Source organism: Arthrobacter sp. UYCo732 (assembly GCF_040547265.1).
Taxonomy (GTDB): Bacteria; Actinomycetota; Actinomycetes; order Actinomycetales; family Micrococcaceae; genus Arthrobacter.
In genome coordinates this window covers 22040-44212 of sequence record NZ_JBEPPJ010000026.1, presented here as the reverse complement: position 1 = coordinate 44212, position 22173 = coordinate 22040, and the positions used below count along the sequence as shown (strand labels likewise).

Genomic DNA, 22173 nt, shown 5'->3' with positions numbered 1-22173 from the left:
GCCCACGATTCTCCCAGCCGCCCCTACGAGGACATGGTTATTCTGTCGGCGTTTTAAGAATTAGGGCCTGTCATTTCTGACCCACGCACCTAGGGCTTTCCGCGTCTGTGCAGGACGCAAAGAAGTACGACGTCGGCGGGTCACCCTCTCGGGGGCGGCCCGCCGTCGTCGTCGGTGGTTGAGCTCGCCGCTCGGTGGTTGGGCGGGTCACCGGTGGTTGAGCCTGTCGAAACTTCGCCGTGGAGGGGCAATTATTCCTTGAGGTACCTGGCGAAGTGGTCCTCGATCCGCTGCCATGCCTCGGGGGAGGATTCCGGATCCGGGCCGATGCCCATGACGCGCATCAGCGGACGCAACACCGCCGGGCCCACGTCTGCATCATTCAGGAACGAATGGCCGGCGGTGGGGAATTCCTTGACACTGTTTTCGATGCCGAGGTTGTCCAGTGCTGATTCGAGCTTGCCGGCTGCCCCCTTGAGGGTGATGTCGCGGCCGCCGAAGTTGGCCACGATGGGGCAGGCGCCGCGGAGGGCGTCCTCAAGATTCCCCGGCAGACGCCCGTAGTTAACCGAGGCCGCGTCGAAGCCGTCGCGGGCCACCAGCAGCGCAAAGCCGCCGCCCATGCAGAACCCGATCACCCCGGTTTTGCCCGTGGACAGCGGCGAAATGGCCAGCCAGGTCCGGGCGGTGGCAAGGTCGGTGAAGGCCCGGCCGCTCCCGGCCATCATGCTCCGCATGGTGCTGACCAGGCAGCCCCGGGTACCGCCGTCGCTGAACAGGTCCACCGCCAGCGTCAGGTAGCCTGCCCGGGCCAGCCGGTCTGCGTGCCCGCGCATGAGGTCGGTCAGGCCGAAGGCTTCGTGGATCATCAGGACGGCTGGAAACGGGCCGGCTCCGGAAGGTGTAGCGAGGTAACCGCCCAGGGAGGGCGAACCTCCGGCAGCGGCACTTTCGGCGCTCAGGTCGACGTGGGTCATGGGCCTAGGGTAGCCGCTCTTCATTGCAGCCGATGGGGGAGGGGCAAAAAGAACGGCGGCGGATCCCCAGGGGAACCCACCGCCGTCCGGTTCAAGACGAATTAGTCCTTCTTGAAGGTGTCCTTGACATCTTCGCCGACCTTTTTGGCGCCAGCCTTGACCTGGTCGGTCTGGCCTTCTGCTTTGAGTCGGTCGTTGTCGGTGGCTTTGCCGGTCGCTTCCTTTGCCTTGCCGCCGAGGTTTTCTGCTTCGTTGCTGATCTTGTCTCCGAGGCCCATGGTTTCCGGCCACCTTTCGCTTCCTTTGGATCGAACAGTGCATTTTCACCATAACACAAAGCATGCTTACCATTTCAAGTGCCTGGCACCACCGTTGTCTGCTAAATGTCAGCGGGCCCCGCTAGGCTCGATGCATGGACCACGAAACAACCCTGACCCAGCACATCCATGCCAGTCCGGACAAGGTCTGGGCCGTCATCTCGGACATCCCGGGCTCCGCCGCCACCCTGTCCGGCATCGATTCCGTGCAGATGCTGAACGACGGGCCCTATGGCGAAGGAACGCGCTGGAAGGAAACGCGGACCATGATGGGCCGGGCGGAAACGGTGGAAATGTGGGTGGCCCAGGCTGACCCGCCCCGCGGCACCACAGTCAAGGCACTCCAGGGCCGCGCCGATTACACCACCCGCTTTAGCCTGGCCGAGCGCGACGGCGGCACAGACCTCACGCTGACGTTCGGCGCCGACGTGGTCAAGCCCACCGTGCTCAGCAAGATCACCATGGCGCTGTTCGGAAAAATCGGCATGAGCATCACGCGCAAGGCTCTGGCCAAGGATCTGGCGGAAATCGCGGCCAAAGCGGAATCGCTGTAGTGGCGGTCAAGCCGCCCAAGGTCACCGGTCCCCGCGTCAGCGGGGTCCGGCTGGAGGACCTCTCCGACGATCCTGCGCCGGACTTCCGGCGTGGTGAAAAGTACGACGGCGTCCGGTACAGCCGTGTGGCCGCCGACGGGCTGGAGTTGAGCGGCACGGAGTTCGCTGAGTGTGATTTCCAGGGCGCCTCCTTTAACGACACCCAACTTCGGGGGGCTGGTTTCCGCGATTGTGTCCTGTCCGGGTTGTACGCCCCCGTTTTCACGGCAGCCCGCTCCACGTGGCGCGATGTGCAGCTGAACAACCCCCGGCTGGGGTCCGCCGAGCTCTACGAGAGCGGCTGGCAATCGGTGCGGATCGACGGCGGGAAACTGGACTTCCTGAACCTGCGGGGCGCCAGACTGACGGACGTGCTCATCACCGACTGCATCATCAACGAACTCGACCTGGGTTCCGCCGCCGGGACCAGGGTGGCGCTAAAGAACTGCACCATCGGGACGTTGGACCTGACCGGCGCCAGAGTGAAGGATTTCGATCTCCGCGGCACGGATGTCCGGACCCTCAGCGGGCTCGGCAGTCTGGCCGGACTGGTGATCGATGAGTACCAGCTGAGCCTGATGGCACCGCTTCTGGCAGGTCACCTGGGCGTAGTGGTCGCCTGACCGGGGCGGCGGGTGGTCAGACGAAGAACCCCACGATGTAGCCGATGAAAAAGAGCAGGAACAGCAGCACTCCGCCTGAGATGGCTGCGATCCAAAAAACCTGCTGGCCCTTTCCGGAACCACGTTGCGTTGGCTCGTGAGTGCCTGCCACGGAACCCTCGCCGGGCGGTGTTTCGCCGGGAGGAACACCACCGCCCGGTTCCAGGCCTGTGATCTTGTCCTCCTGCGGATCGGGGTTAGGTCCTGACACGATAACTCCCTCGTCTCGGCGTCCTGGTGGTGTCCCCAGAGTAACCGGCAGCCGTTGATGGACCTAGGCTGGTGCAGTGAATTTTCTTGAACCAGTTACGCTGACCGGCCGGCACGTCATCCTTGAGCAGCTGACGCCTGGGCACCACGATGGCCTGATGGCGGCAGCCCGGGACGGCGAGCTCTGGAAGCTTTGGTACGCGGCCGTTCCCCGGCCGGAGGAGATGGCCGCGGAGATCCACCGCAGGCTGGCGATGCAGGAGCAGAGGTCCATGCTGCCGTTCACCACCCGGCTGATCGATCCGGCCACGGGTGGGCCGGGCCGGATCATCGGCATGACCACATACTGCAATGTCGACGCCGCCACGCCCCGCGTGGAGATCGGCTACACCTGGCAGTCGCGGGAGGCCATTGCCAGGCTCGGCGCCAAGCAGGACGGCGTGCTGCGAAGCCACCGCCGGACGTCCGACGGCGTGCTGCGCGACAAGATGGTGTTCTCCATCCTGGAACACGAGTGGCCCATGGTCCGGAACGGGCTCGAACACAGGCTCGCTAAGCGCGCTTAGAAGCCAAATAGGCCCCGGCGGCGCTCAGTGCTGCGAAGTACGCTTGATAACCCTGAGCGTTCGGATGGAAGTTATCAGCCACCGCGGGGCTGCCGAAATTTATCCACGGATCAGGAGTCATAATGCCGTGACCGGCGAATGCCATCCTGACGTCGACGTAATTCACGTCGATTCCGCCTAGGGCCGCCTTGGTGGCAGCGAGCGCGATAGTTCCGTCTAGGTTGTCGGCCAGTTTGGTGGCTTGGTAGGTGAATAGGGCCAAGGAATCGGTCCGCCCATCGGCTATGGGATCAAAGAGGTAGGGGTATCCGGTCACCACAATCCTGGCGTTGGGCGCGGCGGCGTGCACGCTCTGAATCATCGAAAGCACGTCGACGTACAGTTGCCCGGTGGTGAACTGGGCCTCCGCGTAGGCGCTGGCAACCCCACACGCCGGACCTGCGGTGGTATCCCCAAAGGCGACTGCCCCGCAATAGGTGACGATATTCGCAAACCCGAGGTTGTTGCCGCCGGCGGTGATGGTAACGAGTTCAGTCTTCCTGTTCAGTTGGCCAAGCTGTTCGTTCACCACGCCCTGGGTCGTCCTGCCGCCGCACGCCGCATTTGTGACCTTCTTAACGGTTTTTAGGTTATCCGCGAGTTCGGAATAGGCATTCTCACTGCGAAAACAAGCGTCCAGGTAGGGTCCGGCCCCCTGCCCGGCGGCGTACGAGTCGCCCAGAGCAACGTAATAGTCGATTTTAGCCACGGCCTGGGCAGGGGCCGCTGCGAGACCGAGAACCATTGCCAGGGTGGCGAGTCCAGCTGCAAATGCCGAGCGCCGCCGTCGTACTGTTGTCGTTGCCATCGGATTCCCCTCAGATTGTTCAATTGGACGAGAGACACAAACGGGTAATGATTACCGTACGCCCCATGCCCGCACCCGTCACTGAGTGGGTGTACTCGACTTTCCGTATGCTCGGCTACGTGTGAATACTGGCATCCGCGCATGGAGCCGGGAACGGGTTTGTGCTTAGCTTTGCGGGTGGACAAACGAGGCGGGGCCGTGGGCTGGGACGGGGCCGTTAATGCCTGGCACGTCGCGGGCGGCGTCTACCGCATGGGGCGGCGCGAATGGCTCACCGAAACCGGGTGGCAGGAGGCATACGACGACGGCGTCCGCACCGTGGTGGATCTGCGTCACCCCCGCGAGGCGCTGCGCCGGGAAACGGACCCGGCTGTAACTGACAACGCGTGGTCTGGAGTGAACATCGTCATCGCCCCCACGGAGGAGCCCGACGATCCGCGATTCACTGCCTTGTGCGGGCCCTACCTGAACGATCCCTCCCATTACCTGCACAACGTCAGGCTTTACCCGGAGAAGTTCGTGGAAGTCTTCCGCACCGTGGCCGCGGTCGCAAGCGGTGCCGTGGTCATCCACTGCGCGGCCGGCCGGGACCGCAGCGGGATGGTTGCATCGATGCTGCAGGATCTCGCCGGCCACTCCGACCAACTCATCGCTGACGGCTACGCGAAAGCGGCCCGCGGCATCAACCAGCGCTACCGGACGCACGGGCCTCCCCACGCGCGGGAACGCTATCTCCACGACGCCGAACTGACGCCCCTGCTGGAGCAACGCGGCCGGACCGTGGTGAAATTTGTCCGGGACCTGGATACCCGGACATTCCTGCTGCAGAACGGCCTGTCTCCTGAAGAAGTCGCCGCCGTTGAACGCCTCGTTGGCGGCCGGTTACCCTTGTGATGTATGTGGCCAGTGTGACAGCTGGTAACGGGCACGTGAGAAGGGGTTACGGCTCACGGGCGGAATGGACGTACTTGAGCGAACGGCTACCCGAATGAAACGAATTTTCGCCGCAGGAACACTTGCTGGAATGGCCCTGGCCCTGGCCTTGGCCTTGGGCTTCGGCGCCGTCCCGGCTGGGGCCTTCCCGGGAGTGGTCACTACGGAAAGCTCAACCCCGGGTAGTTCGGGTACGAATGATCCCAGCGCCGGCGGTGCCACCAGTCTGGCTGGCAACGTACCAACTGCTGGCCTTCCGTCGGCCGGTCCCTCTGAGGCAGGCCTTTCCGAGGCGGTCCTTCGTGATCTGGGCATGAACTTGCCGGAATTCAACGCCGCCGGGGAACTTGGGCGGCGGGCAGCCGGAGCCATGAAGTCCTTACAAGTAGTCCAAGGCTTTGTGGGCGTCAGTCTGAAGAATAGCAAGATCCTGGTTCAGGGTGCGGGCCCGGCCCTCCAATCCAAAGTGGATGAGCTGAACCACCCCGGCCCTGCAAGCTTTGTGCTGGTGGCGCCGTCAACCCCTGAACCGCCAGCACAGCCTCCAACGCCCGCATCCAAGGCTGCCTCGCCCACTCCCTCTTCTTCTGAACCGGAGGTGTTGGCGCAGAACATAGATCAGCTGTTCCAGGCCTATGTCCGGGACGTTGGAACCCGAGGTCTTCAGGCAGTGGCCTACACCGACGGGCACTTCGTGATCCGCACCGGTTCTGCGAATACTTCGGAGTCCGACATCCCGGGCAACCTAACCGGTGTGGGCCCACCGCAGGCGTCCGCGAATGGATCGGCGACGGGCCAAAAGTTGACCCCTGCCCAGTTCGTGTCCCGCTACACGAACGTCCAGCTGGAGAAGGGGGCAGCCGTCAAAACCGAGGACGATATTTTCGGCGGCCAAGGATACTTCGTCGACAATTTGGCCACGTGCTCGACGGGCTTCAGCGCGTTTGGCCCCACTGGGCTGCCGCTTGTACTCACTGCCGGGCACTGCACTAAAGACGGTTTGGCCAAGGCTGCCAGTCTTGAGCCGCTCAGTTGGGCTCCAGCAGCCCGGACCACTGCTCCCGCTCCCTCGACGCTACCTTCGCTGGCGCCGCTCGGTAGTTTCGGGTTCAGCCAGTTTGGCGGCCCGAACAATGCGGCGGCAACAGTGGACGGCGCCGTCGTCGGCACGGATATCGCCGTCCTCCGGGACATCACCCGCGACCTCAATCTTCAGCCGGCTGCCACCACGTGGGGCACTGTAAAAACTCCGGATCCGGTCAAGATCGTGGGGACCACGGCGCCCTTGCAGGGCGAACCCGTCTGCCGATCGGGGCGGACAACGGGGTGGAAGTGTGGCGCCATCGATTCGATTGCGATCGTGATGATGCCTGGGTCAAAGAGCGTGCCGCCGGATTACGACAATGACCTGCGCCCAGTTCGTGCCTTCGACTCAGCATCCGTAAAGTCGGCAGGCGGTGATTCCGGCGGCCCCTGGATCAGCGGCAACTATGCCGTCGGCACGCACACGGGGGCCGAATCGCTCGAAGGCGTACAGACGAGAGCCATTGCCGCCACTCTTGAGGACTCGGTCACCAGCATCCCAGGAGGAGTCCAGCTCCAACTGTTCCTCAACAAGCCGACGGTGACCTCGCACGCCCCGGGTGCAGCGTTCGACGCCGGCCAGACCGTCACGGGACGGGTGCCCGCGGCGCCGGCGTCGGCAGTCGCAGCAGGTTCGAAGGTCAGGATCACCGTGGCCGGTGAGACGCCGATTGAAGTCCCCGCGGATTTGGCCGGCGCGTGGTCGTTTACGGCCCCTGCCGTGTCCGGGCCCCTGCGCTTTACTGCCGAAACAGTCAATGGGTTCAGTACATCGGGGCCCACCGCGTTTGAGTTCGCTGCAGCGGCTCCCACGCCCGAAGCTGTCCAGCCGGCCCCGCCGGCCCCGCCGGCCCCGTCGGCCCAGCCGGCCCCGCCGGCCCAGCTGGCGGTTACGCCCGCGCCGGTCGAAACTCCGGCGGCGGTGCCCGCGGCAAACGGTGCGTCGGCTCCCTTAGGCAACAGCGCCGCCGTCGTACTTCCGCTGGGGGATGACCGGTCCGTGAACCTGGCCAACACCGGTGTGTCCGGACTCCTCCTGGCCGCTGGCATCGCAGCCGGAGCGCTCGCCGTCGGCGGTGTGTTCCTGGCGCTGGTCCGGCGGCGCAAGCGGCAGCTTAGGTAACCCGCCCCCAGAACGCTCTCTCACTTAATGCGGGTTCTGACCGATCCTCTCTCACTTCTTGTCACCCACGCCGGTCCACGTCGGAGTATCGCGGGCCGGAAACATGCAGGAAGTGAGAGAGCGTTTGGAGCTGTGCGGGCGTAAAATTTCTCTCGTAGGAGGTGGCCAAATGAACCTAGCCCTGAACTCAGCCACAACCATCCTGCCCGTTGATGACGCAGCGCGCGCCCGCAGTTTCTATACCGAGAAACTGGGCCTCCCGCACCGCGGAATGACAGACGATGGCAGCGAATTGCTCGGTACCGACGGCGGTCCGAGGCTGCAGTTGAAGCCGGTTTCGGATGGAAAGCATTCCGAGCACACCGCCCTCAGCTTCGAGGTGCGCGATATTGAGCGGACTGTGCAGGACATGGAGGCCAAAGGCGTCCGGTTCCAGGACTACGACCTGCCCAACCGGAGGACCGAAAACCATATCTGTACCACGGACTCCGAGAAGTGCGCCTGGTTCATGGATAGCGAACACAACATCCTCTGCGTCCACGAGACGTTGGGTGGCCTGGCTGATTACCAGCTCTGAGCCAGCCGCCGCTCGGCTTCTGCCATGCGCCGATCGACAAAAGCGGTGGCCCACGGTTCGTGGGCCACCGCTTTTGCTAAGGCGCGGATTTAGCTGGCGTTTTCTTCCAGCGTGAGGTCGCGGTCCTTGGTCTCGGGAGTCTTGATGGCCTGGAACAGGGAGATGCCCACGACGATCATCATGTAGACGGCGATGGGCCAGTACGAATTGGTGGCCCACACCAGCAGGGCGGAGCAGATGATCGGGGCAATGCCGCCGCCGAAGATCGCCGAGAATTCCCGGGCGATGGCCACGCCGGCGTAGCGGTACTTGGAACCGAACAGTTCGGCGTACATGGCCGACTGGGCTGCGATGCCGCCCTCAACGGCAAAGGTGAAGCCCACCGCGTACACGAGGGCAATCAGCCAGATATTACCGGTGCTGCTGAGCCAGAATGCCGGGAAGGAGAACAGGAAGAGGAAGCCCAGGATGCAGACGTTGACGGGCTTGCGGCCCCAGCGGTCGGTTGCGCGTCCTGCGATGAGCGCGGCGGGGATGGCGAAGAGGCCGCCCATGGCCAGCATCTGGGGGATAAGGGCCTTGTCGATGTTGACCACGGAGATCAGGAAGGTGCCCAGGAACGCCTGGTAAATGTAGGAGTGGGCATGCGTGCCCATGTTGATGAGGAAGACCTGGCGCAGCGGCCGGCGGCCCTTCTTGAGCACCTCCGAGACCGGGGAAGCGGCCTCGACTTGTTCCTTCTTCAGCTCGGCGAAGACCGGCGATTCCTTCATGTTGCGGCGGATCAGGTAGGCGGCTACCGTCACCACTGCGCTGGAGAGGAACACCAGGCGCCAGCCCCAGGACTCGAGGTCTTCGCGCGGCATCATCTGGACCAGGATCCAGGCGGCGGACCCGAAGACGGAGCCGACGGCCGCACCCGCCCAGACGAGCGACGTCATGGCTCCGCGCTTGCCCTTGGGGGCAAACTCGGTCAGCAGCACCACGGCGCTGGCCATTTCCGCTCCGGCGCCGAAGCCCTGAATGAACCGCAGGACGGTCAGCAGGATGGGGGCCAGGATACCCACGGATTCGTAGGTGGGGAGCAGGCCCATGGCGAAGGTTGCAGTGCCCATCAGGGCCAGCGTGGCCACCAGGACAAACTTGCGGCCGATTTTGTCACCGTAGCGGGAGAAGAACAGGCCACCCATGGGCCGGGCGATGAAGCCGACGGCGTATGCGCCGAAGCTGGCGATGAAGCCCACCGCGGGGGAGACGTTGGGGAAGAACAGGGTATTGAAGATGATGGCCGTGCCGACGCCGTAAACCACCATGTCGTAGTTTTCCAGGACGGTGCCGATAAAGCCGGCCCAGCCAGCGCGGCGCAGCTCGGTTTTGTTGACCGCCGGTGGTTGGAGTGCACCATGCGTGGGGGTTCCCGTAGGCAAAGGGCTGTGCGTCATTGCTGTTCCTTTTCTGGAGAAAGCGCCCACCACTGCGTCGGCGCTCTACCACAATAAGCGGTTAAGCATCGCATATGCAATCGATTGCCAAAAACTGGCAACAAGTTGCCAGGCATTGCCACCGAAGCGGCCGTGCGGTGAGCCGCCGCTGGCCGAGGTTAGCGTCAGACCACCCTGGGCACCACCTTGGGCAACCTGGGTTTCCGGGACATCGAGTTCCCCAAGCCGGTGTTCATCGGCGACACCCTCCGCGTGGAGGGCGAGGCACTGGACAAACGCGAATCGAAGTCGCGCCCGGACACAAGGCTTAGGGCGCGCCGGGAGGTAGCCCGGTTTGTCGGCCTCGCCGCAGGCGGTTCCGAAGCAAGGCAGCTCCCCCCCTTGCTGTGCCGCGCACGCAGGGCCGGGCGGGGTTTCGACGGGCTCAACCCCTGAAGGTGCAAGGATGGGAGGAGACCTGCACCAGCACAGCAAAGGGCGGACCATGGCCAAAGGCATTTATGTCAGCGCAACCACTCCGGGCTCGGGCAAATCCCTTATAGCCTTGGGCCTCGCGGACACGCTCCACCGGCACGCGGACCGGATCGGCTTCTTCAAACCGGTGGTCCATGGCCCGGATACGGCGGATGACCCCATGGTGGCGCTGATGAAGGCACGCTTCGGGCTCGACGACGACCGGTGCCGCGGCGGCCTGACGTCCGCCGAGGTGCGTGCCCTCCTCGCAGACGGAAAGCGGGCCGAGATCGACGCCCGCTGCGTGGAAATCTTCGCTGACATCGCCAAGGACTGCGACGTGGTGATTGTGGAGGGGACTGACCTGACCGGCCAGGACGCCGCCGTCGAGTTTGACCTCAACGCCCGGCTGGCCAATAACCTGGCCGCGCCGGTGGTTGCCGTGGTGGGCGCAAAGGGGCTCAGCGTTGCCGAAGCCGCGGCCGCCGTCGAGGTTGCCCGCAAGGAGCTGATCGCGGAGAAATGCTCGCTGCTGGCCATCATGGTGAACCGCGCCGATCCCGCGCTCGTGGAGCGGATCGCCGCCGAGGTGACGGTGGGCGCCTCCGGCCGGCCTGTCTACATCCTGCCTGAGCTGGACGAGATCGCCCGGCCCACCACCGGCGAGGTGGCCGCCGCCCTGGGTGTGCGGCAGATCGCCGGCCGCGCGGACATGGAACGCGACGTGCGGGACATCAAGGTCGCGGCCATGAACGTGGGCAACTTCCTGAACGTGCTCGAAGAGGGTGCCCTGGTGATCGTTCCCGGTGACCGGGCGGACGTGATGGTGGCCTGCCTGGCGTCGTCGTTCTCGCCCGAGTTCCCCGTGCCATCGGCACTGATCCTCACCGGCGGCCTGGCGCCGGATGCCAACATCTACCCGCTCCTGGCGCAGGCCCCGTTCCCGGTGTTTGCCGCTTCCGAGGACACCTACCTGACTGCCAAACGCGTTTCCGAGGTCAGGAGTGAGATCTGGTCCGGGCACCGCCGCAAGGTGGCCTCCGCCCTGGGCCTCTGGTCCAAACGTGTGGATGAGGCCGAGCTGGTGGAACGGCTCCACCTGCCACGTCCGGAACGGATGACCCCGCTGCGGTTCCTGCACGACCTCATCGAGCGGGCCCGCGGGCAGCGCCGGCATGTGGTGCTGCCGGAGGGGACGGACGTGCGGATCCTGCGGGCCGCCGAAATCCTGCACCGCCGCGACGTCTGCGACCTCACCTTGCTCGGGCCCGAATCAGACGTGCGCGAGCTTGCCGCGGCCAACGGCATCGACCTCTCCGGGATCAACATCGTGGACCCGGCCACCTCGGAGCTGCGCCAAAAATTCGCCGAAAAGTACGCCGAACTCCGCGCGCACAAAGGCGTGGATCTGGCCAAAGCACTCGAAACCATGCAGGACGGCAGCTACTTCGGCACCATGATGGTCCAGCTGGGCGTGGTGGACGGCATGGTGTCCGGCGCCGCGCACACCACCGCGCACACCATCCGCCCCGCGCTGGAGTTCGTGAAGACCCGCGACGGCGTGAAAATCGTGTCCTCGGTGTTCCTGATGCTCATGCCGGACCGGGTGCTGGTTTACGGTGACTGCGCCGTGAACCCGGACCCGAACGTGGAGCAGCTGGCGGACATCGCCCAGGCGTCGGCGGAAACCGCCGCGCAGTTCGGGGTGGAGCCACGCGTGGCCATGCTGTCCTACTCCACCGGCGCCTCAGGCTCCGGCGGGGCGGTGGACGAAGTCCGGCAGGCCACCGAACTGGTGCGTGCACGCCGCCCGGATCTCGCCGTCGAAGGTCCCATCCAGTACGACGCCGCCGTGGACGCGTCCATTGCCGAGTCCAAAATGCCGGGTTCATCGGTGGCCGGGCAGGCGACGGTGTTCATCTTCCCCGACCTGAACACCGGCAACAACACGTACAAGGCGGTGCAGCAGAGCTCGGGGGCGGTCGCCGTCGGGCCCGTCCTGCAGGGGCTCCGCAAGCCGGTCAACGATCTTTCCCGCGGCTGCACCGTGGAGGACATCGTGAACACGGTGGCCATCACGGCCATCCAGGCGCAGGCCTAGAGCCATGGGGCGCAGTCCTCGTGAGCCATAGCAGACAGCAACGCGGGGTCACTTAATGCCCTTTCCGGAGCCCAAATGGGGCATTTAGTGACCCCGCGTTGGGGGCGGCCCGGCGGCCGTTTAGGGGTTAACGTTCGACGGCGGCAGCTGGCTGAGCTTCTGTGTCGCCGCCGCATGGGCGGGAGAAGGAGCAGATGAAACGCTCGATTGCTGCCACCAAGTTTTATGTCCCCGCGCCGCGCCGGGGTTTTGTGGCACGCCCACGGCTGCGGGAGAAATTGCGCCTCGGCGCGGAATCCGTGCTGACGCTGGTGTCCGCGCCGGCCGGGTTCGGGAAGACCGCCCTCCTGGCCGACTGGCTGGCTGAGGCAGCCGGCCCGGACCGCTGCGTTGCCTGGCTCTCGCTGGATCCGGCGGACAGCGAGCCGGCCGCGTTCTGGAGTTGCGTTGCCACCTCGCTCCGAAGCGCGGTGCCCGGCGTTGGTTCCGCGGCGCTGGAGCTTATCGCGTCCACGCCGTTGGCAACCGAACTTGTCCTCACTTCGCTCGTGAACGACCTCGCGGCAGTGCCCCGGGACGTGTGGCTGGTGCTGGACGATTACCACGCTGTGGACGGCCACGACGTAGGTACCGGCATGGCGTCCTTCCTGGAACACCTTTCGCCGCAGGTCCATGTTGTGCTCAGTACCCGTTCGGACCCTGACCTGCCGCTGTCCCGTTGGCGGGTCAGCGGAGAGCTGGTGGAGATCCGCGCCGCCGACCTGCGGTTCACCCCGGACGAGACGGCCGCCTACCTCAATGACGTGGCCGGACTGGACCTGGGTGCAGGGCAGGTGTCCACGCTGGATGAGCGGACGGAGGGATGGATTGCCGCGCTCCAGCTCGCCGCCCTCTCGCTCCGGGGCCGTGACGACGTCGAGGGTTTTATTGAGCGCTTCGCCGGGAACGACCGCTACATCGTGGACTACCTGGTGGAGGAAGTGCTGGAGCGGCAGCCGGACGCCGTCCGCAGTTTCCTGCTGCACACCGCGGTCCTCGATAAGCTGACCGGCCCGCTCTGTGATGCCGTGACCGGCCGCTCTGGCGGCGGCGGCATGCTGGTGACCCTGGAGCGCGCCAACCTTTTTGTCATCCCGCTCGACGATCACCGCGAGTGGTACCGCTACCACCACCTCTTTGCCGACGTCCTGCGGGGCCGCCTGCTCAGCGAGGAGCCAGGGCGGATTCCGCTGTTGCATCAGCGCGCCAGCCACTGGCACGAGTCCCAGGGACACCTTGAAGATGCCGTCCGGCACGCCCTGGCCGGCCGGGACTTTGACCGCGCTGCCCGTCTGGTGGAGCTGGCCGTGCCGGTGCTCCGGCGCAGCCGCCAGGACGCAGTGCTGTTCGGCTGGCTGAAGGCACTGCCGGATGCTGCCATCCGGCGCAGCGCCGTGCTGAGCGTGTTCTACGGCGGGATGCTGATGGCGGCCGGTGAGCTGTCGGGGGTGGAACAGCGGTTCGACGACGCCGAGAGGGCCTTGGCAGGCGCGGAGCGCTCACTGCCGGGCAGGGAGCCCGCCAGCACCGAGCCTGCCGGCGTTGATCCCTCCGTTGATCCCTCCGTTGATCCCGAGGAGCTCGGGATGCTGCCGGCGACCATCGCCATGTACCGGGCCTCGCTGGCGCAGGCCATGGGGGACGTGGCCGGCACGACGGCCCACGCCCGGAAGGCCCTTGATTTGGCCGGCCCCAACCACAACTTTGCCCGTGGCGCGGCGGGCGCCTTCCTTGGACTGGCTGCGTGGGCGCAGGGCGATGTGCCGGGGGCGCTGGAGACCTTCACGCTGGCTGTTACCAGCCTGCGCGCGGCTGGAAACCTGCTGGACGAGCTCAGCAGCACCGTCATCCTTGCCGACATGTGGCAGGTGGCAGGCCGGTCCGGTGAGGCGCACCGAATCTGCGAGCTCGCGCTGCAGCAGGCCGAAACCCAGGGAGAATCACTGGTGCGCGCGAGCGCTGAGCTGCACGTGGCACTCAGCGAGATCTGCCGCCAGGCCGGCGACCTCAGCGCCGCCCTGGAGCACCTTGAGGCCGCCGCCGCGTTTGTGGCGAAAGGCCCGATGACCGAAAGCCGCTACCGGTGGTACGTGGCGACGGCGCTGGTGGCCCAGGACGAGGGCAACCCGGACGGCGCCATCAGCTACCTGGACCAGGCGGAGCAGCTGTTCCGGCCGGGGTTCTTTCCGGATGTGCGCCCCATCCCGGCCATCAAAGCCCGGGTCTGGATACGGCAAGGCAAGTTCTCCACGGCCGCCACATGGGCACGAGCGGCCGGGGTTGCTGCCGCCGACAGCGTTAGCTACATGCAGGAGTACAGCCACCTCACCCTGGTTCGCCTGCTGATGGCGCAGGAGCGGGCCGAGCCGGAGAGCGGAGCCGCCGGGGGAGTCATCGACCTGCTGGACCGGTTGCTCGCGAGCGCCGCGGCATCCGGCCGTGCGGGCAGCGTGGTGGAGATCCACATGCTCCAGGCTCTGGCACACCACGTCCTGGGCCATCGCCGCGAGGCACAGGAAGCGCTCGGCGCTGCATTGACGGGATCCCCCGAACCGGATCAATACGTGCGGCTGTTCCTCGACGAAGGGGCGCCCATGCTGGAGCTGCTGCGTGGTGCAGCCGGTGAGGCAAACAGTGTGGGAACGCACGACGGCGGGGCTGCCGCCAGGGCTCAGCGCGTGCTCACCGCGGGTGCCGGTCCGCAAACGGAACCCCGGCAGTCGCAATCCCCGCGACCGGAACCTTCGCAATCAGGGGAGCGGCCGCCGTCGTACGTTGACCCGCTGAGCGAGCGGGAACTGCAGGTGCTCAGGCTCCTCGGCAGCGAGCTGAGCGGGCCGGAGATCGCCCGCGCGCTGTTCATTTCGCACAACACCCTGCGCACTCATACCAAGCACATCTTCACCAAACTCGGCGTTACCAGCCGCCGGTCGGCGGTCGGCCGGGCGCACGACCGCGGCCTGCTGTGACTTATCGGCCCTGGCATGGGGTTTCAGCGATGTAGGTTTTGAACTAGGGTCGTCGCGGAACGCACGCAATATCTACCCCTGACGAGGTACGTTCGCGTTGGTTCACCTTACGGGCACCACTTGTCCGAGACTTGGCCTCATGCGGTGAGGTCGCGCCGCCGGAGCAGGTATGCGGCAATCCCCGCCCCGGCGAGGGCGATAGCGGTCATGATCAGGGCGGCTGCGGGGTCGAATGGCTCGACGGGCATCGCCGCGGAGTGCCGGAACGGGCTCATGTCCTGCAGCCAGGCGGGCAGGCGCAGCAGTTCACCGAGCTGACCCAGGACCAGGCCGCCAGCCAATATGCCCCACCCCAGCGGAATACTCAACCTGGGCGCGGCTGCGAAGAGGACCGCCGTTGCCGCGACGAACACAGCGGCGGCCGGGGCGTGCGCCAAGGCGGCAGCCACCAGCAGGCCCGGCGGGCCGTTCGCCATGCCGGAGAGACTAAGGCCGATGGTCGCTGCGGTCCCGGCGACGACGGCCACGACCGCCACCGAGGCCGCCGCGAGGACCAGGTTTGCGCCAAGCCACCGTGCCCGGGAGCGGGGCGTGGCCAGGAGAAGTTCGGCCCGGCCCTCAGCTTCTTCTGCGCGGAGCCGCAGCACCGCCTGGATGCCGGCGGCTGCGGCCAGGACACCGGCGATGCCCAGCAGGGCAGCGGTGAACACATCGATGATCTCCGCCCGGCTGCCCGGGACAAGCCGTGCGATCAGCTCCCGGAGCGATTCATTGCCGCCAATCACGTCTGTGACCACGGGCCCGAGCCCACCGGCGATGCCTCCCAGCAGGGCCGCGGCGAAGCACCAGCCCATCAGGGTGGGCCGCTGCTGTCGCCAAGCCAAGCCCAGGAACGAGCCGCCCCCGGCGCCGGCACGCTCTCGGCCCGCACGTTCAGGCAGCAGGCTGGCGCCCAGATCCCTGCCGCTTCTGATCACGAGTACGGTCACGGCCAGGGCGGCGGCCGCCCCCATCAAGACCAGCAGCGGCGCGGGATCGGCGGCTGAGAACGGCCGGGAGCGTTGGCCCCAGCCGATGGGCGAGAGCAGCGAGACCCATCCGCTGGTGACCTGGGTCAGGTCGGCGCTCGGGGTGCCGAACGCGTCGCCGATACCGCGAAGGAAATATGTTGCCCCGACCAGGCCCGCTGCTGCGCCGTTGGCGGCCCGCCCTGAGGGCATGACCTGCGCGATGGCCGCGGCGACGGCCACGAAAAAGGCCCCGACAGCGCCGACGGCGGCCCCGGCCGTAAGCGCCCCGGGTCCGGGCAGCCCGGCTGCGGCGAAACCTGCGGCCACGCACAGAGCCAGCACCACGTTCGCGGCTGTCCCCAGAAGAAGGGTTGCTGTCATTGACGCGGCCCGCGGGATCGGCACGGACCCGATGAGCTCCGCGCGGCCGAGCTCTTCATCGGTACGGGTATGTCGGATGACCAGAAACGTGCTCATTAGTCCTGCGAGCACGGCGGTGAAGGCGTAGCCCTGGAAGAAGACCACCGCACCGATACCGGTCCCGTCGGGCAGGCCGCGGACGAACAGGAACGCCGGGCTCACCGCCGCCACACTGATGATCGCCGCCCTGTCGGCCTGGTCCGCGAATTCTGTGGCCACCCCACCTGCCACGGCGAATCCCAGAAAGGCGATGCCCAGGATCCCGGCGGTCAGGACCATCCGGTCCCTGCGTGCCTGGACCAGCACAAGGCTCATGATCGCGGCCATCAGAGCACCTTGCCGCTGGAGTCGCTGTAATGGCTCAGGAACAGGGACTCCAACGATGGTGGGGAAACATTCAGGCCGCTGATCCTAGCCGCCGAGACCGCTTCCAACACAGCTTTGAGGTCGGCAGCGTCCACGTCAAACTCGACAACATCCCCTTCGGTCCGGACTCCCTGCAACCAGGGCAGGGCTGCCAGCGTGCCAGCATCAGCCCCCTCGACGCGGAAATGGGTGAGTTTCAGATGCCTCAGCTCCGCCAAGGTCCCCGATTCCACGGCCCGGCCCGAACGGATGATCGTCACCCGGCCACACAGCTGTTCGACTTCGCTGAGGATATGGCTGGAGAGCAGAACAGTCGCACCGTCAGCGCTGACGCGCTGGACCTGCCGGCGGAACACCGAATCCATCACCGGGTCCAGTCCGGCACTGGGCTCATCGAGCAAATAGAGCCGGGCCGGGCGAGCGAACGCCGCGATGAGTGCCACCTTCTGCCGGTTGCCCTTCGAATACGTCCGGGCCTTGCGCCGCGGATCAAACTCAAACTCAGCGATCAGGTCCCGGCGCAGCCGCTCCTCGGAGCCGCCGCGCAATCCGGTGAGCAGATCAATGACTTCCCCGCCCGACAGGTTCGGCCACAGGCTCACATCCCCGGGAACATAGGCGATGTCCCGGTGGGTGCGGACCGGGTCCCGCCAGGGATCCAGCCCGAACACCCGCACCGCTCCCGAGGTTGGGCGGATGAGCCCGAGGAGCACCCGCACGGTTGTTGATTTGCCGGCCCCGTTGGGGCCAAGAAATCCGTGGACCTCGCCCGGACCGACGTGCAGATCAAGGCCGTCCAAGGCGCGCGTCCTGCCGAAAGTCTTCACGAGCCGTGTGGCGTCAATGACCGGATCTGCTGCTGATGTCATGGCGGGTCCCGTTTCCCTCGGTCCTGTGACAACGACCGAGGCGGTCGCCACGGCGTTCCGCGGGCACGCTGACCCTCGGGCCGACCAGGCTTCCCGGCTCTCCGATCCACAGCCTACGTCCGGTCAGTCCGCAGTGGAAGAGTCACCAGCACAGGCCCGTCATGCCTGTGCGTTGAGCAATCACCGTAACGAGACGATGCTCCTCCTCATTGGATGGATCGCTGGAAAGCTCAAACGACTCCAGAGGGACATAATCCCGTAGCACGCCGCAGTCGCACCGCCCAGGTTTCACCCTTTCAGTCACATCATGGGGTGACGCCCGCTCACCCCTCCGGTCCCTACCTTGGAGTTAACCGGCAGCGCACCGCCGCCGCAGCAAACCCAGGGAGCCACACCATGTCCGTCACCACCACCCAACTCACCCGCTGGGCCGGCTTGTCCGCAGCCGCCGCAGGCCTGCTGTTCATCGGCGTCCAGATCAATCACCCACACCTGGACGCCGGGTTCGCCACCACCACCGAGTACACGGTCCGCCAAAGCCTGAAGATCCTGATGGCCGGGCTGGCGCTCCTCGGCATCACCGGCATGTACCTGCGCCAGGTGACGCAGGCCGGAGTGCTAGGTTTGGTTGGCTACCTCCTGTTCGGCGCCGGCTACGTGATCATGACCAGCGTCGAAGTCATCGGGACGGTTGTCTTTCCCACCCTCGCCCGCAGCAACCCCGGCTACGTCAACGACGTCTTTGCCCTGATTCTGGGGGAGCCGGTGCACGGCGACATCGGCCTGATGCCGGTCCTCAACCTGGCCTCCGCCGTCACGTTCCTGGGCGGCGGACTCGTCTTCGGCGTCGCACTGTTCCGCGCGAAGGTGGTGGCACGCTGGGCAGCGGCGCTGCTTGCCACCGGGTCCGTGGCGACGCTCGCCATCCCGCTGCTGCCGCAGCTCAACGAAAGGCTGTTCGCCATTCCCACCGGCGTCGCCCTGATCGGGCTGGGTTACTCGCTCTGGAGCGGGCTGCGCACCACGGCGGCGCGGAGCAGTGCGACGGCGGCCCGGGTGAAGACGCGGTGAGTGCGTCCCCGAAACAACAGGTGCCCGCCGAGTACGAGATTCGTATCGGCGGGCACCTCGACCAGCACTGGTCTGCCTGGTTCGATGACCTCACGGTGACCCACGAGGCCGACGGCACCACAAAGCTCTGCGGGCGCATCGCGGACCAGGCGGCGCTCTACGGGGTGCTCGCGAAGGTCCGCGACCTGGGGATAGTCCTCATCGCCGTGGAGGCCGTGGACCCGGCCACTGCAGTGCGCCCGGCGGCCGTTTCCTAACGGACGCACAACTGCAACCCTGGGTCACTTAACGCCCTCTCCGGAGCCCGGATTGGGCATTGAGTGACCCGGCGTTGCTATTTTGGTGCGGTTAGCTGTTCTCGGGCTTGGCGACGCTGTCCGGGTCCTCCTGCTTGGCCGGCTCATCGGACAGGCCTTCCGGCGTGAGGTCCAGGTTCTGCGGATCCTCGGGCTGTTCCGCGGCCTCGCCCGTTTCCCCGGCTTTGGGCTTTCCGGTGTCGTCCAGGGCCGGGTTGGCGCCCTCGACGCCGGTGGGGTCCTGCGTTCCGCCGGTGTTTGCCGAATCCGGCGTGTCGGTGTCCGGGTTGGTGTTATCGGGCTGAGTGGTGTCGTTCGGCATGGAAGTCCCTCTCTGCGTGGTGCAACGTGTCTGCCGACTCTATGCAGGCTTCGGCCGCCGACGCAACGAGTACATATAGTGGCAGTAACCACGCCACAGAGGCTCAGGAGGCCCCATGCTTGTACTCGTCATCAATTCCGGCTCATCTTCGCTCAAGTACCAGGTCCGCGACGTCGCGGCCGGCAGGGTGCTCACCGAGGGGCTGATCGAGAAGATCGGTATGGGCAACGGCGGCGATGGCGACGGCGAAATTGACGGTCCCCGGGACCATGCGGAGGCGCTGGAGCAGGTGGACGCGGCCATCCACGCCGAGCTCGGCGACCTGGAGCTGGGCGCCGTCGGCCACCGGGTAGTGCACGGCGGGGAGCGGTTCGCCGAACCCGTCCTGATCGACAACGAGATCACCCGCGCCATCGAGCGCCTCAACCCGTTGGCGCCACTGCACAACCCCGCCAACGTCCTGGGCATCCGCGCCATCACCAAAAAGTGGCCGGACCTGCCGCAGGTTGCCGTGTTCGACACCGCCTTCCACCGCAGCCTGCCCGAGCACGCCTGGCGGTACGCCGTCCCGGACTCGCTCTACACTGAGCACGGAATCCGCCGCTACGGCTTCCACGGCACCTCCCACGAATACGTCACGCACCGCGCCGCAGCGCTGCTGGATGTGCCGGTGGAAGAGTTCGACGGCGTCATCGCGCACCTGGGTAACGGCGCCTCCGTCACGGCCATCCAGGGCGGAAAATCCGTGGACACGTCCATGGGCTTCACCCCGCTCGAGGGCCTGGTGATGGGTACCCGCTCGGGCGACCTGGACCCTTCCATCCTCGTGTTCCTGGGCCGGGCCAGCTGGACCCCGGAGGACATCGACACCATGCTCAACCGCGAATCCGGGCTGAAGGGCCTCGCCGGTAACAACGACATGCGGTCCGTGGTGGAAGCCTCCGAGGCCGGTGATGCCAAAGCGTCCATGGCGCTCGCGGTCACGTCCTACCGGCTGGCCAAGTACATCGGCGGCTACCACGTGGCCGTCGGCGGCGCGAAGGCTTTGGTGTTTACCGCGGGCATCGGCGAGAACTCACACCAGTTCAGGGCCCTGGTGGCGGACAAACTGGGTGCGCTGGGCATAGAGCTCGACGGCGGCCTGAACGGCCAGCGTTCCAAGGAACCGAGGGTGATTTCCACACCGGAGTCCGCCATTCCCGTTTTGGTGGTGCCCACCGACGAAGAGCAGGCCATCGCGGAGGCGACTGCCGCCGTCGTCCGCCCATCGACCGCCTAATTCACACGCTCCCTCACTTGATGCGCTTTTTTCCCCAACGCTCTCTCACTAGGCCCGGCCTTTGAGGATCAGGTTCCAGTAAACCTGCGGGAAAACGTCGCGGTCCACCACCCAGGACGCACGGCTCTCTTTCCACGTGGGGACCTTGGGGATAGTGGGCATGGGCCGGTAGGCGGCGTCGAACTCGGCAAACACGACGGTTGAGCGGGAAACGGTGAACGGGCACACCGCGTAGCCGTTGTACTTCTCCTTCAGCGGTGCACCTTTCCGGGCAGCCACGAGGTTCTTCGCCAATACTTTGCTCTGCTTGCGCAGCGCGCCGCCGCACTTTGAGTTGGTGGTTGCGGCGGCGTCGCCCAGGGACCAGACGTTCGGGTAGCGGAGGTGCCGGAGGGTTTCCGGGTCCACCTCCACGAACCCGCCTTCATCGCCGGCGGCCGGCAGATCCGTAGCCTTGAGCCAGTCCGGTGCCGACTGCGGCGGCACAGCGTTCAGGACGTCGTAGCGGAGTTCCTCGGTGGTCCCGGCTGCGGTGTCGCGGATCAGCACGGTCTGGCCGGCGGGATCAACGGCTGTCACGTCGCTGTTGAGGCGCAGCTCGATGCCGTACTCCGCGATTTTCCGGTTGAGCTCATCGTCCACCCCGGGCACGCCGTAGACGGTGGGATAGGGCTGGACCATGAGCACCCGGATGTCAGCGAGGACCCCGAGTTCCTTCCAGTAGTCGCAGGCCAGGTACATGGGTTTCTGGGCGGCCCCGGCGCATTTGGCCGGTCCGGATGGCATGGTGAACACCGCGGTGCCGGCCTTGAGGCTGCTGAGCAGGGTCCAGGCTTTGGGGGCCAGTCCGAACTCGTAGTGCGATGCTCCGAACGGGGAATGGACCGCGGCGGCGAGCCCCGGAATCTTGTCCCAGTCCAGCTGCAGGCCCGGGCAGACCACCACGTGGCCGTAGGTGATCTGCTCGCCGGAGTCCAGCGTGACCGTGTTGGCTGCGGCATTGATAACCAAGGCTCCGTCCCGGATCCACTCCACACCCCGGGGAGTGACGGAGGCCTGCGACCGGATGGCTTCCGCAGCCTTGGCCTTGCCGCCGGCGATGTGGGAAAAGAGCGGCTGGTACAGGTGGTGGTCCTTGGGCTCCACCACCGCAATATCCTTGACGCCGTACCGGTGCAGGCGTGCCGCCAGGGAAATGCCTGCATTGCCGCCGCCGATGATGAGGACGTCGTGATGCTGCCCGGCCACGGCTTACTTCGTCTCGGTCAGTGCGGACGCCTTGTGTGCTGCTCGGGCACCGGTCTTGGCGGACTCCACCACGTACTGGGGTTCATCCTCGCTGGCCCGGTGTTGGTTCCCGTCCAGTTCGAAGTCGCTGGTCTTCTTCTCCACAATCTTGCCGCGGGTGGGTCCCTGGGGCGTGTTCCATTCCACGGCGGTTCCCTTGCTCAGCGGCATTTCTGCTCCTTAGCTGGTGGCGGCGACTCCCATGCCCAGCGCCACAATGATAAGCATGATTAGTTTTTTTGGGTAGTACGCATTCACAGCTATGGGCGGCCGGTCCAAGCCGGCGCTGTTGAGCCCTGCATCCTTGACGCGTTACCACAGGCCAGCGCCTTGGAACGGGTCCGTGGCACCGCGGGTGCCT

At 66.0% G+C, this 22173-nt stretch carries 22 protein-coding genes; 12 read left to right on the top strand and 10 right to left on the bottom strand.

What is annotated here, in order from left to right; all coding sequences use genetic code 11:
- Positions 1–251 precede the first annotated feature (251 nt).
- Together ABIB45_RS20975 and ABIB45_RS20970 are read right to left on the bottom strand one after the other, a co-directional pair.
- Entirely contained in the window at positions 252–977 is a 726-nt protein-coding gene (locus ABIB45_RS20975; RefSeq protein ID WP_354217784.1) for a dienelactone hydrolase family protein, read from the bottom strand.
- A gap of 101 nt (positions 978–1078) precedes the next feature.
- On the bottom strand, positions 1079–1255 hold the full coding sequence (locus ABIB45_RS20970) for a CsbD family protein (protein WP_354217783.1): 177 nt from the start codon (positions 1253–1255) through the stop codon (positions 1079–1081).
- Positions 1256–1389: 134 nt separating this feature from the next.
- Here ABIB45_RS20970 and ABIB45_RS20965 point away from each other — a divergent pair, with 134 nt between their 5' ends.
- Both ABIB45_RS20965 and ABIB45_RS20960 read left to right on the top strand, forming a co-directional pair.
- On the top strand, positions 1390–1848 hold the full coding sequence (locus ABIB45_RS20965; RefSeq protein WP_354217782.1) for an SRPBCC family protein: 459 nt from the start codon (positions 1390–1392) through the stop codon (positions 1846–1848).
- Positions 1848–2510: a pentapeptide repeat-containing protein gene (locus tag ABIB45_RS20960; RefSeq protein WP_354217781.1), complete on the top strand. Its 663-nt coding sequence runs from the start codon at positions 1848–1850 to the stop codon at positions 2508–2510. Before ABIB45_RS20965 ends, ABIB45_RS20960 begins: the two co-directional genes overlap by 1 nt.
- A gap of 16 nt (positions 2511–2526) precedes the next feature.
- On the opposite strand, the gene ABIB45_RS20955 is transcribed toward ABIB45_RS20960, so the two are convergent.
- On the bottom strand, positions 2527–2760 hold the full coding sequence (locus ABIB45_RS20955) for a DUF6480 family protein (protein ID WP_354217780.1): 234 nt from the start codon (positions 2758–2760) through the stop codon (positions 2527–2529).
- Between the two features lie 76 nt (positions 2761–2836).
- Between ABIB45_RS20955 and ABIB45_RS20950 the strand changes: the two genes are divergently transcribed.
- Positions 2837–3325, top strand: coding sequence for a GNAT family N-acetyltransferase (locus ABIB45_RS20950; RefSeq protein ID WP_354217779.1), 489 nt, complete (start codon positions 2837–2839; stop codon positions 3323–3325).
- Here the strand turns inward: ABIB45_RS20950 and ABIB45_RS20945 are convergent.
- A complete protein-coding gene (locus ABIB45_RS20945) occupies positions 3312–4172 on the bottom strand; it encodes an SGNH/GDSL hydrolase family protein (RefSeq protein ID WP_354217778.1) in 861 nt (286 codons plus the stop codon). The two genes, ABIB45_RS20950 and ABIB45_RS20945, sit on opposite strands and share 14 nt — an antisense overlap.
- Before the next feature lie 177 nt (positions 4173–4349).
- Between ABIB45_RS20945 and ABIB45_RS20940 the strand changes: the two genes are divergently transcribed.
- The 3 genes from ABIB45_RS20940 to ABIB45_RS20930 all read left to right on the top strand — a co-directional run bounded on the left by ABIB45_RS20940 (position 4350) and on the right by ABIB45_RS20930 (position 7888).
- Complete coding sequence (locus ABIB45_RS20940; RefSeq protein WP_354217777.1) at positions 4350–5066, top strand: tyrosine-protein phosphatase; 717 nt, start codon at positions 4350–4352, stop codon at positions 5064–5066.
- Between the two features lie 94 nt (positions 5067–5160).
- Positions 5161–7311 carry a S1 family peptidase gene (locus ABIB45_RS20935; RefSeq protein WP_354217776.1) on the top strand — a complete coding sequence of 717 codons (2151 nt, stop codon included), beginning with the start codon at positions 5161–5163 and terminating at the stop codon, positions 7309–7311.
- 169 nt (positions 7312–7480) lie between these two features.
- Entirely contained in the window at positions 7481–7888 is a 408-nt protein-coding gene (locus tag ABIB45_RS20930) for a VOC family protein (protein WP_354217775.1), read from the top strand.
- A gap of 89 nt (positions 7889–7977) precedes the next feature.
- Here ABIB45_RS20930 and ABIB45_RS20925 read toward each other — a convergent pair whose 3' ends face one another.
- Entirely contained in the window at positions 7978–9330 is a 1353-nt protein-coding gene (locus tag ABIB45_RS20925) for an MFS transporter (RefSeq protein WP_354217774.1), read from the bottom strand.
- A 186-nt stretch (positions 9331–9516) separates the two neighbouring features.
- Between ABIB45_RS20925 and ABIB45_RS20920 the strand changes: the two genes are divergently transcribed.
- The 3 genes from ABIB45_RS20920 to ABIB45_RS20910 all read left to right on the top strand — a co-directional run bounded on the left by ABIB45_RS20920 (position 9517) and on the right by ABIB45_RS20910 (position 14892).
- Complete coding sequence (locus ABIB45_RS20920) at positions 9517–9765, top strand: hotdog family protein (protein WP_354217773.1); 249 nt, start codon at positions 9517–9519, stop codon at positions 9763–9765.
- Between the two features lie 49 nt (positions 9766–9814).
- A complete protein-coding gene (gene pta / locus ABIB45_RS20915) occupies positions 9815–11884 on the top strand; it encodes a phosphate acetyltransferase (RefSeq protein WP_354217772.1) in 2070 nt (689 codons plus the stop codon).
- Positions 11885–12078: 194 nt separating this feature from the next.
- Positions 12079–14892 (top strand): winged helix-turn-helix domain-containing protein, encoded by a 2814-nt coding sequence (locus ABIB45_RS20910; protein WP_354217771.1) that lies wholly within the window; start codon positions 12079–12081, stop codon positions 14890–14892.
- Between the two features lie 137 nt (positions 14893–15029).
- Here the strand turns inward: ABIB45_RS20910 and ABIB45_RS20905 are convergent, their stop codons facing one another.
- Together ABIB45_RS20905 and ABIB45_RS20900 are read right to left on the bottom strand one after the other, a co-directional pair.
- Positions 15030–16649, bottom strand: a complete 1620-nt coding sequence (locus ABIB45_RS20905; RefSeq protein ID WP_354217770.1) for an efflux permease Rv1217c-related protein — start codon at positions 16647–16649, stop codon at positions 15030–15032.
- Positions 16649–17557, bottom strand: coding sequence for an ABC transporter ATP-binding protein (locus tag ABIB45_RS20900; RefSeq protein WP_354217769.1), 909 nt, complete (start codon positions 17555–17557; stop codon positions 16649–16651). The genes ABIB45_RS20905 and ABIB45_RS20900 overlap by 1 nt, the downstream gene beginning before the upstream one ends.
- Before the next feature lie 396 nt (positions 17558–17953).
- Here ABIB45_RS20900 and ABIB45_RS20895 point away from each other — a divergent pair, with 396 nt between their 5' ends.
- Together ABIB45_RS20895 and ABIB45_RS20890 are read left to right on the top strand one after the other, a co-directional pair.
- Positions 17954–18628: a hypothetical protein gene (locus ABIB45_RS20895; protein WP_354217768.1), complete on the top strand. Its 675-nt coding sequence runs from the start codon at positions 17954–17956 to the stop codon at positions 18626–18628.
- The gene (locus ABIB45_RS20890; protein WP_354217767.1) at positions 18625–18885 is read left to right on the top strand and encodes a DUF8691 family protein; all 261 of its coding nucleotides are present in this window, start codon (positions 18625–18627) and stop codon (positions 18883–18885) included. Before ABIB45_RS20895 ends, ABIB45_RS20890 begins: the two co-directional genes overlap by 4 nt.
- Before the next feature lie 91 nt (positions 18886–18976).
- Here ABIB45_RS20890 and ABIB45_RS20885 read toward each other — a convergent pair whose 3' ends face one another.
- A complete protein-coding gene (locus ABIB45_RS20885) occupies positions 18977–19246 on the bottom strand; it encodes a hypothetical protein (protein WP_354217766.1) in 270 nt (89 codons plus the stop codon).
- 115 nt (positions 19247–19361) lie between these two features.
- On the opposite strand from ABIB45_RS20885, the gene ABIB45_RS20880 reads away from it, so the two are divergent.
- Positions 19362–20525: an acetate kinase gene (locus ABIB45_RS20880; RefSeq protein ID WP_354217765.1), complete on the top strand. Its 1164-nt coding sequence runs from the start codon at positions 19362–19364 to the stop codon at positions 20523–20525.
- A 48-nt stretch (positions 20526–20573) separates the two neighbouring features.
- On the opposite strand, the gene ABIB45_RS20875 is transcribed toward ABIB45_RS20880, so the two are convergent.
- Positions 20574–21773: an NAD(P)/FAD-dependent oxidoreductase gene (locus ABIB45_RS20875; protein WP_354217764.1), complete on the bottom strand. Its 1200-nt coding sequence runs from the start codon at positions 21771–21773 to the stop codon at positions 20574–20576.
- A 3-nt stretch (positions 21774–21776) separates the two neighbouring features.
- On the bottom strand, positions 21777–21983 hold the full coding sequence (locus tag ABIB45_RS20870; RefSeq protein ID WP_354217763.1) for a hypervirulence associated TUDOR domain-containing protein: 207 nt from the start codon (positions 21981–21983) through the stop codon (positions 21777–21779).
- Between the last annotated feature and the right edge of the window lie 190 nt (positions 21984–22173).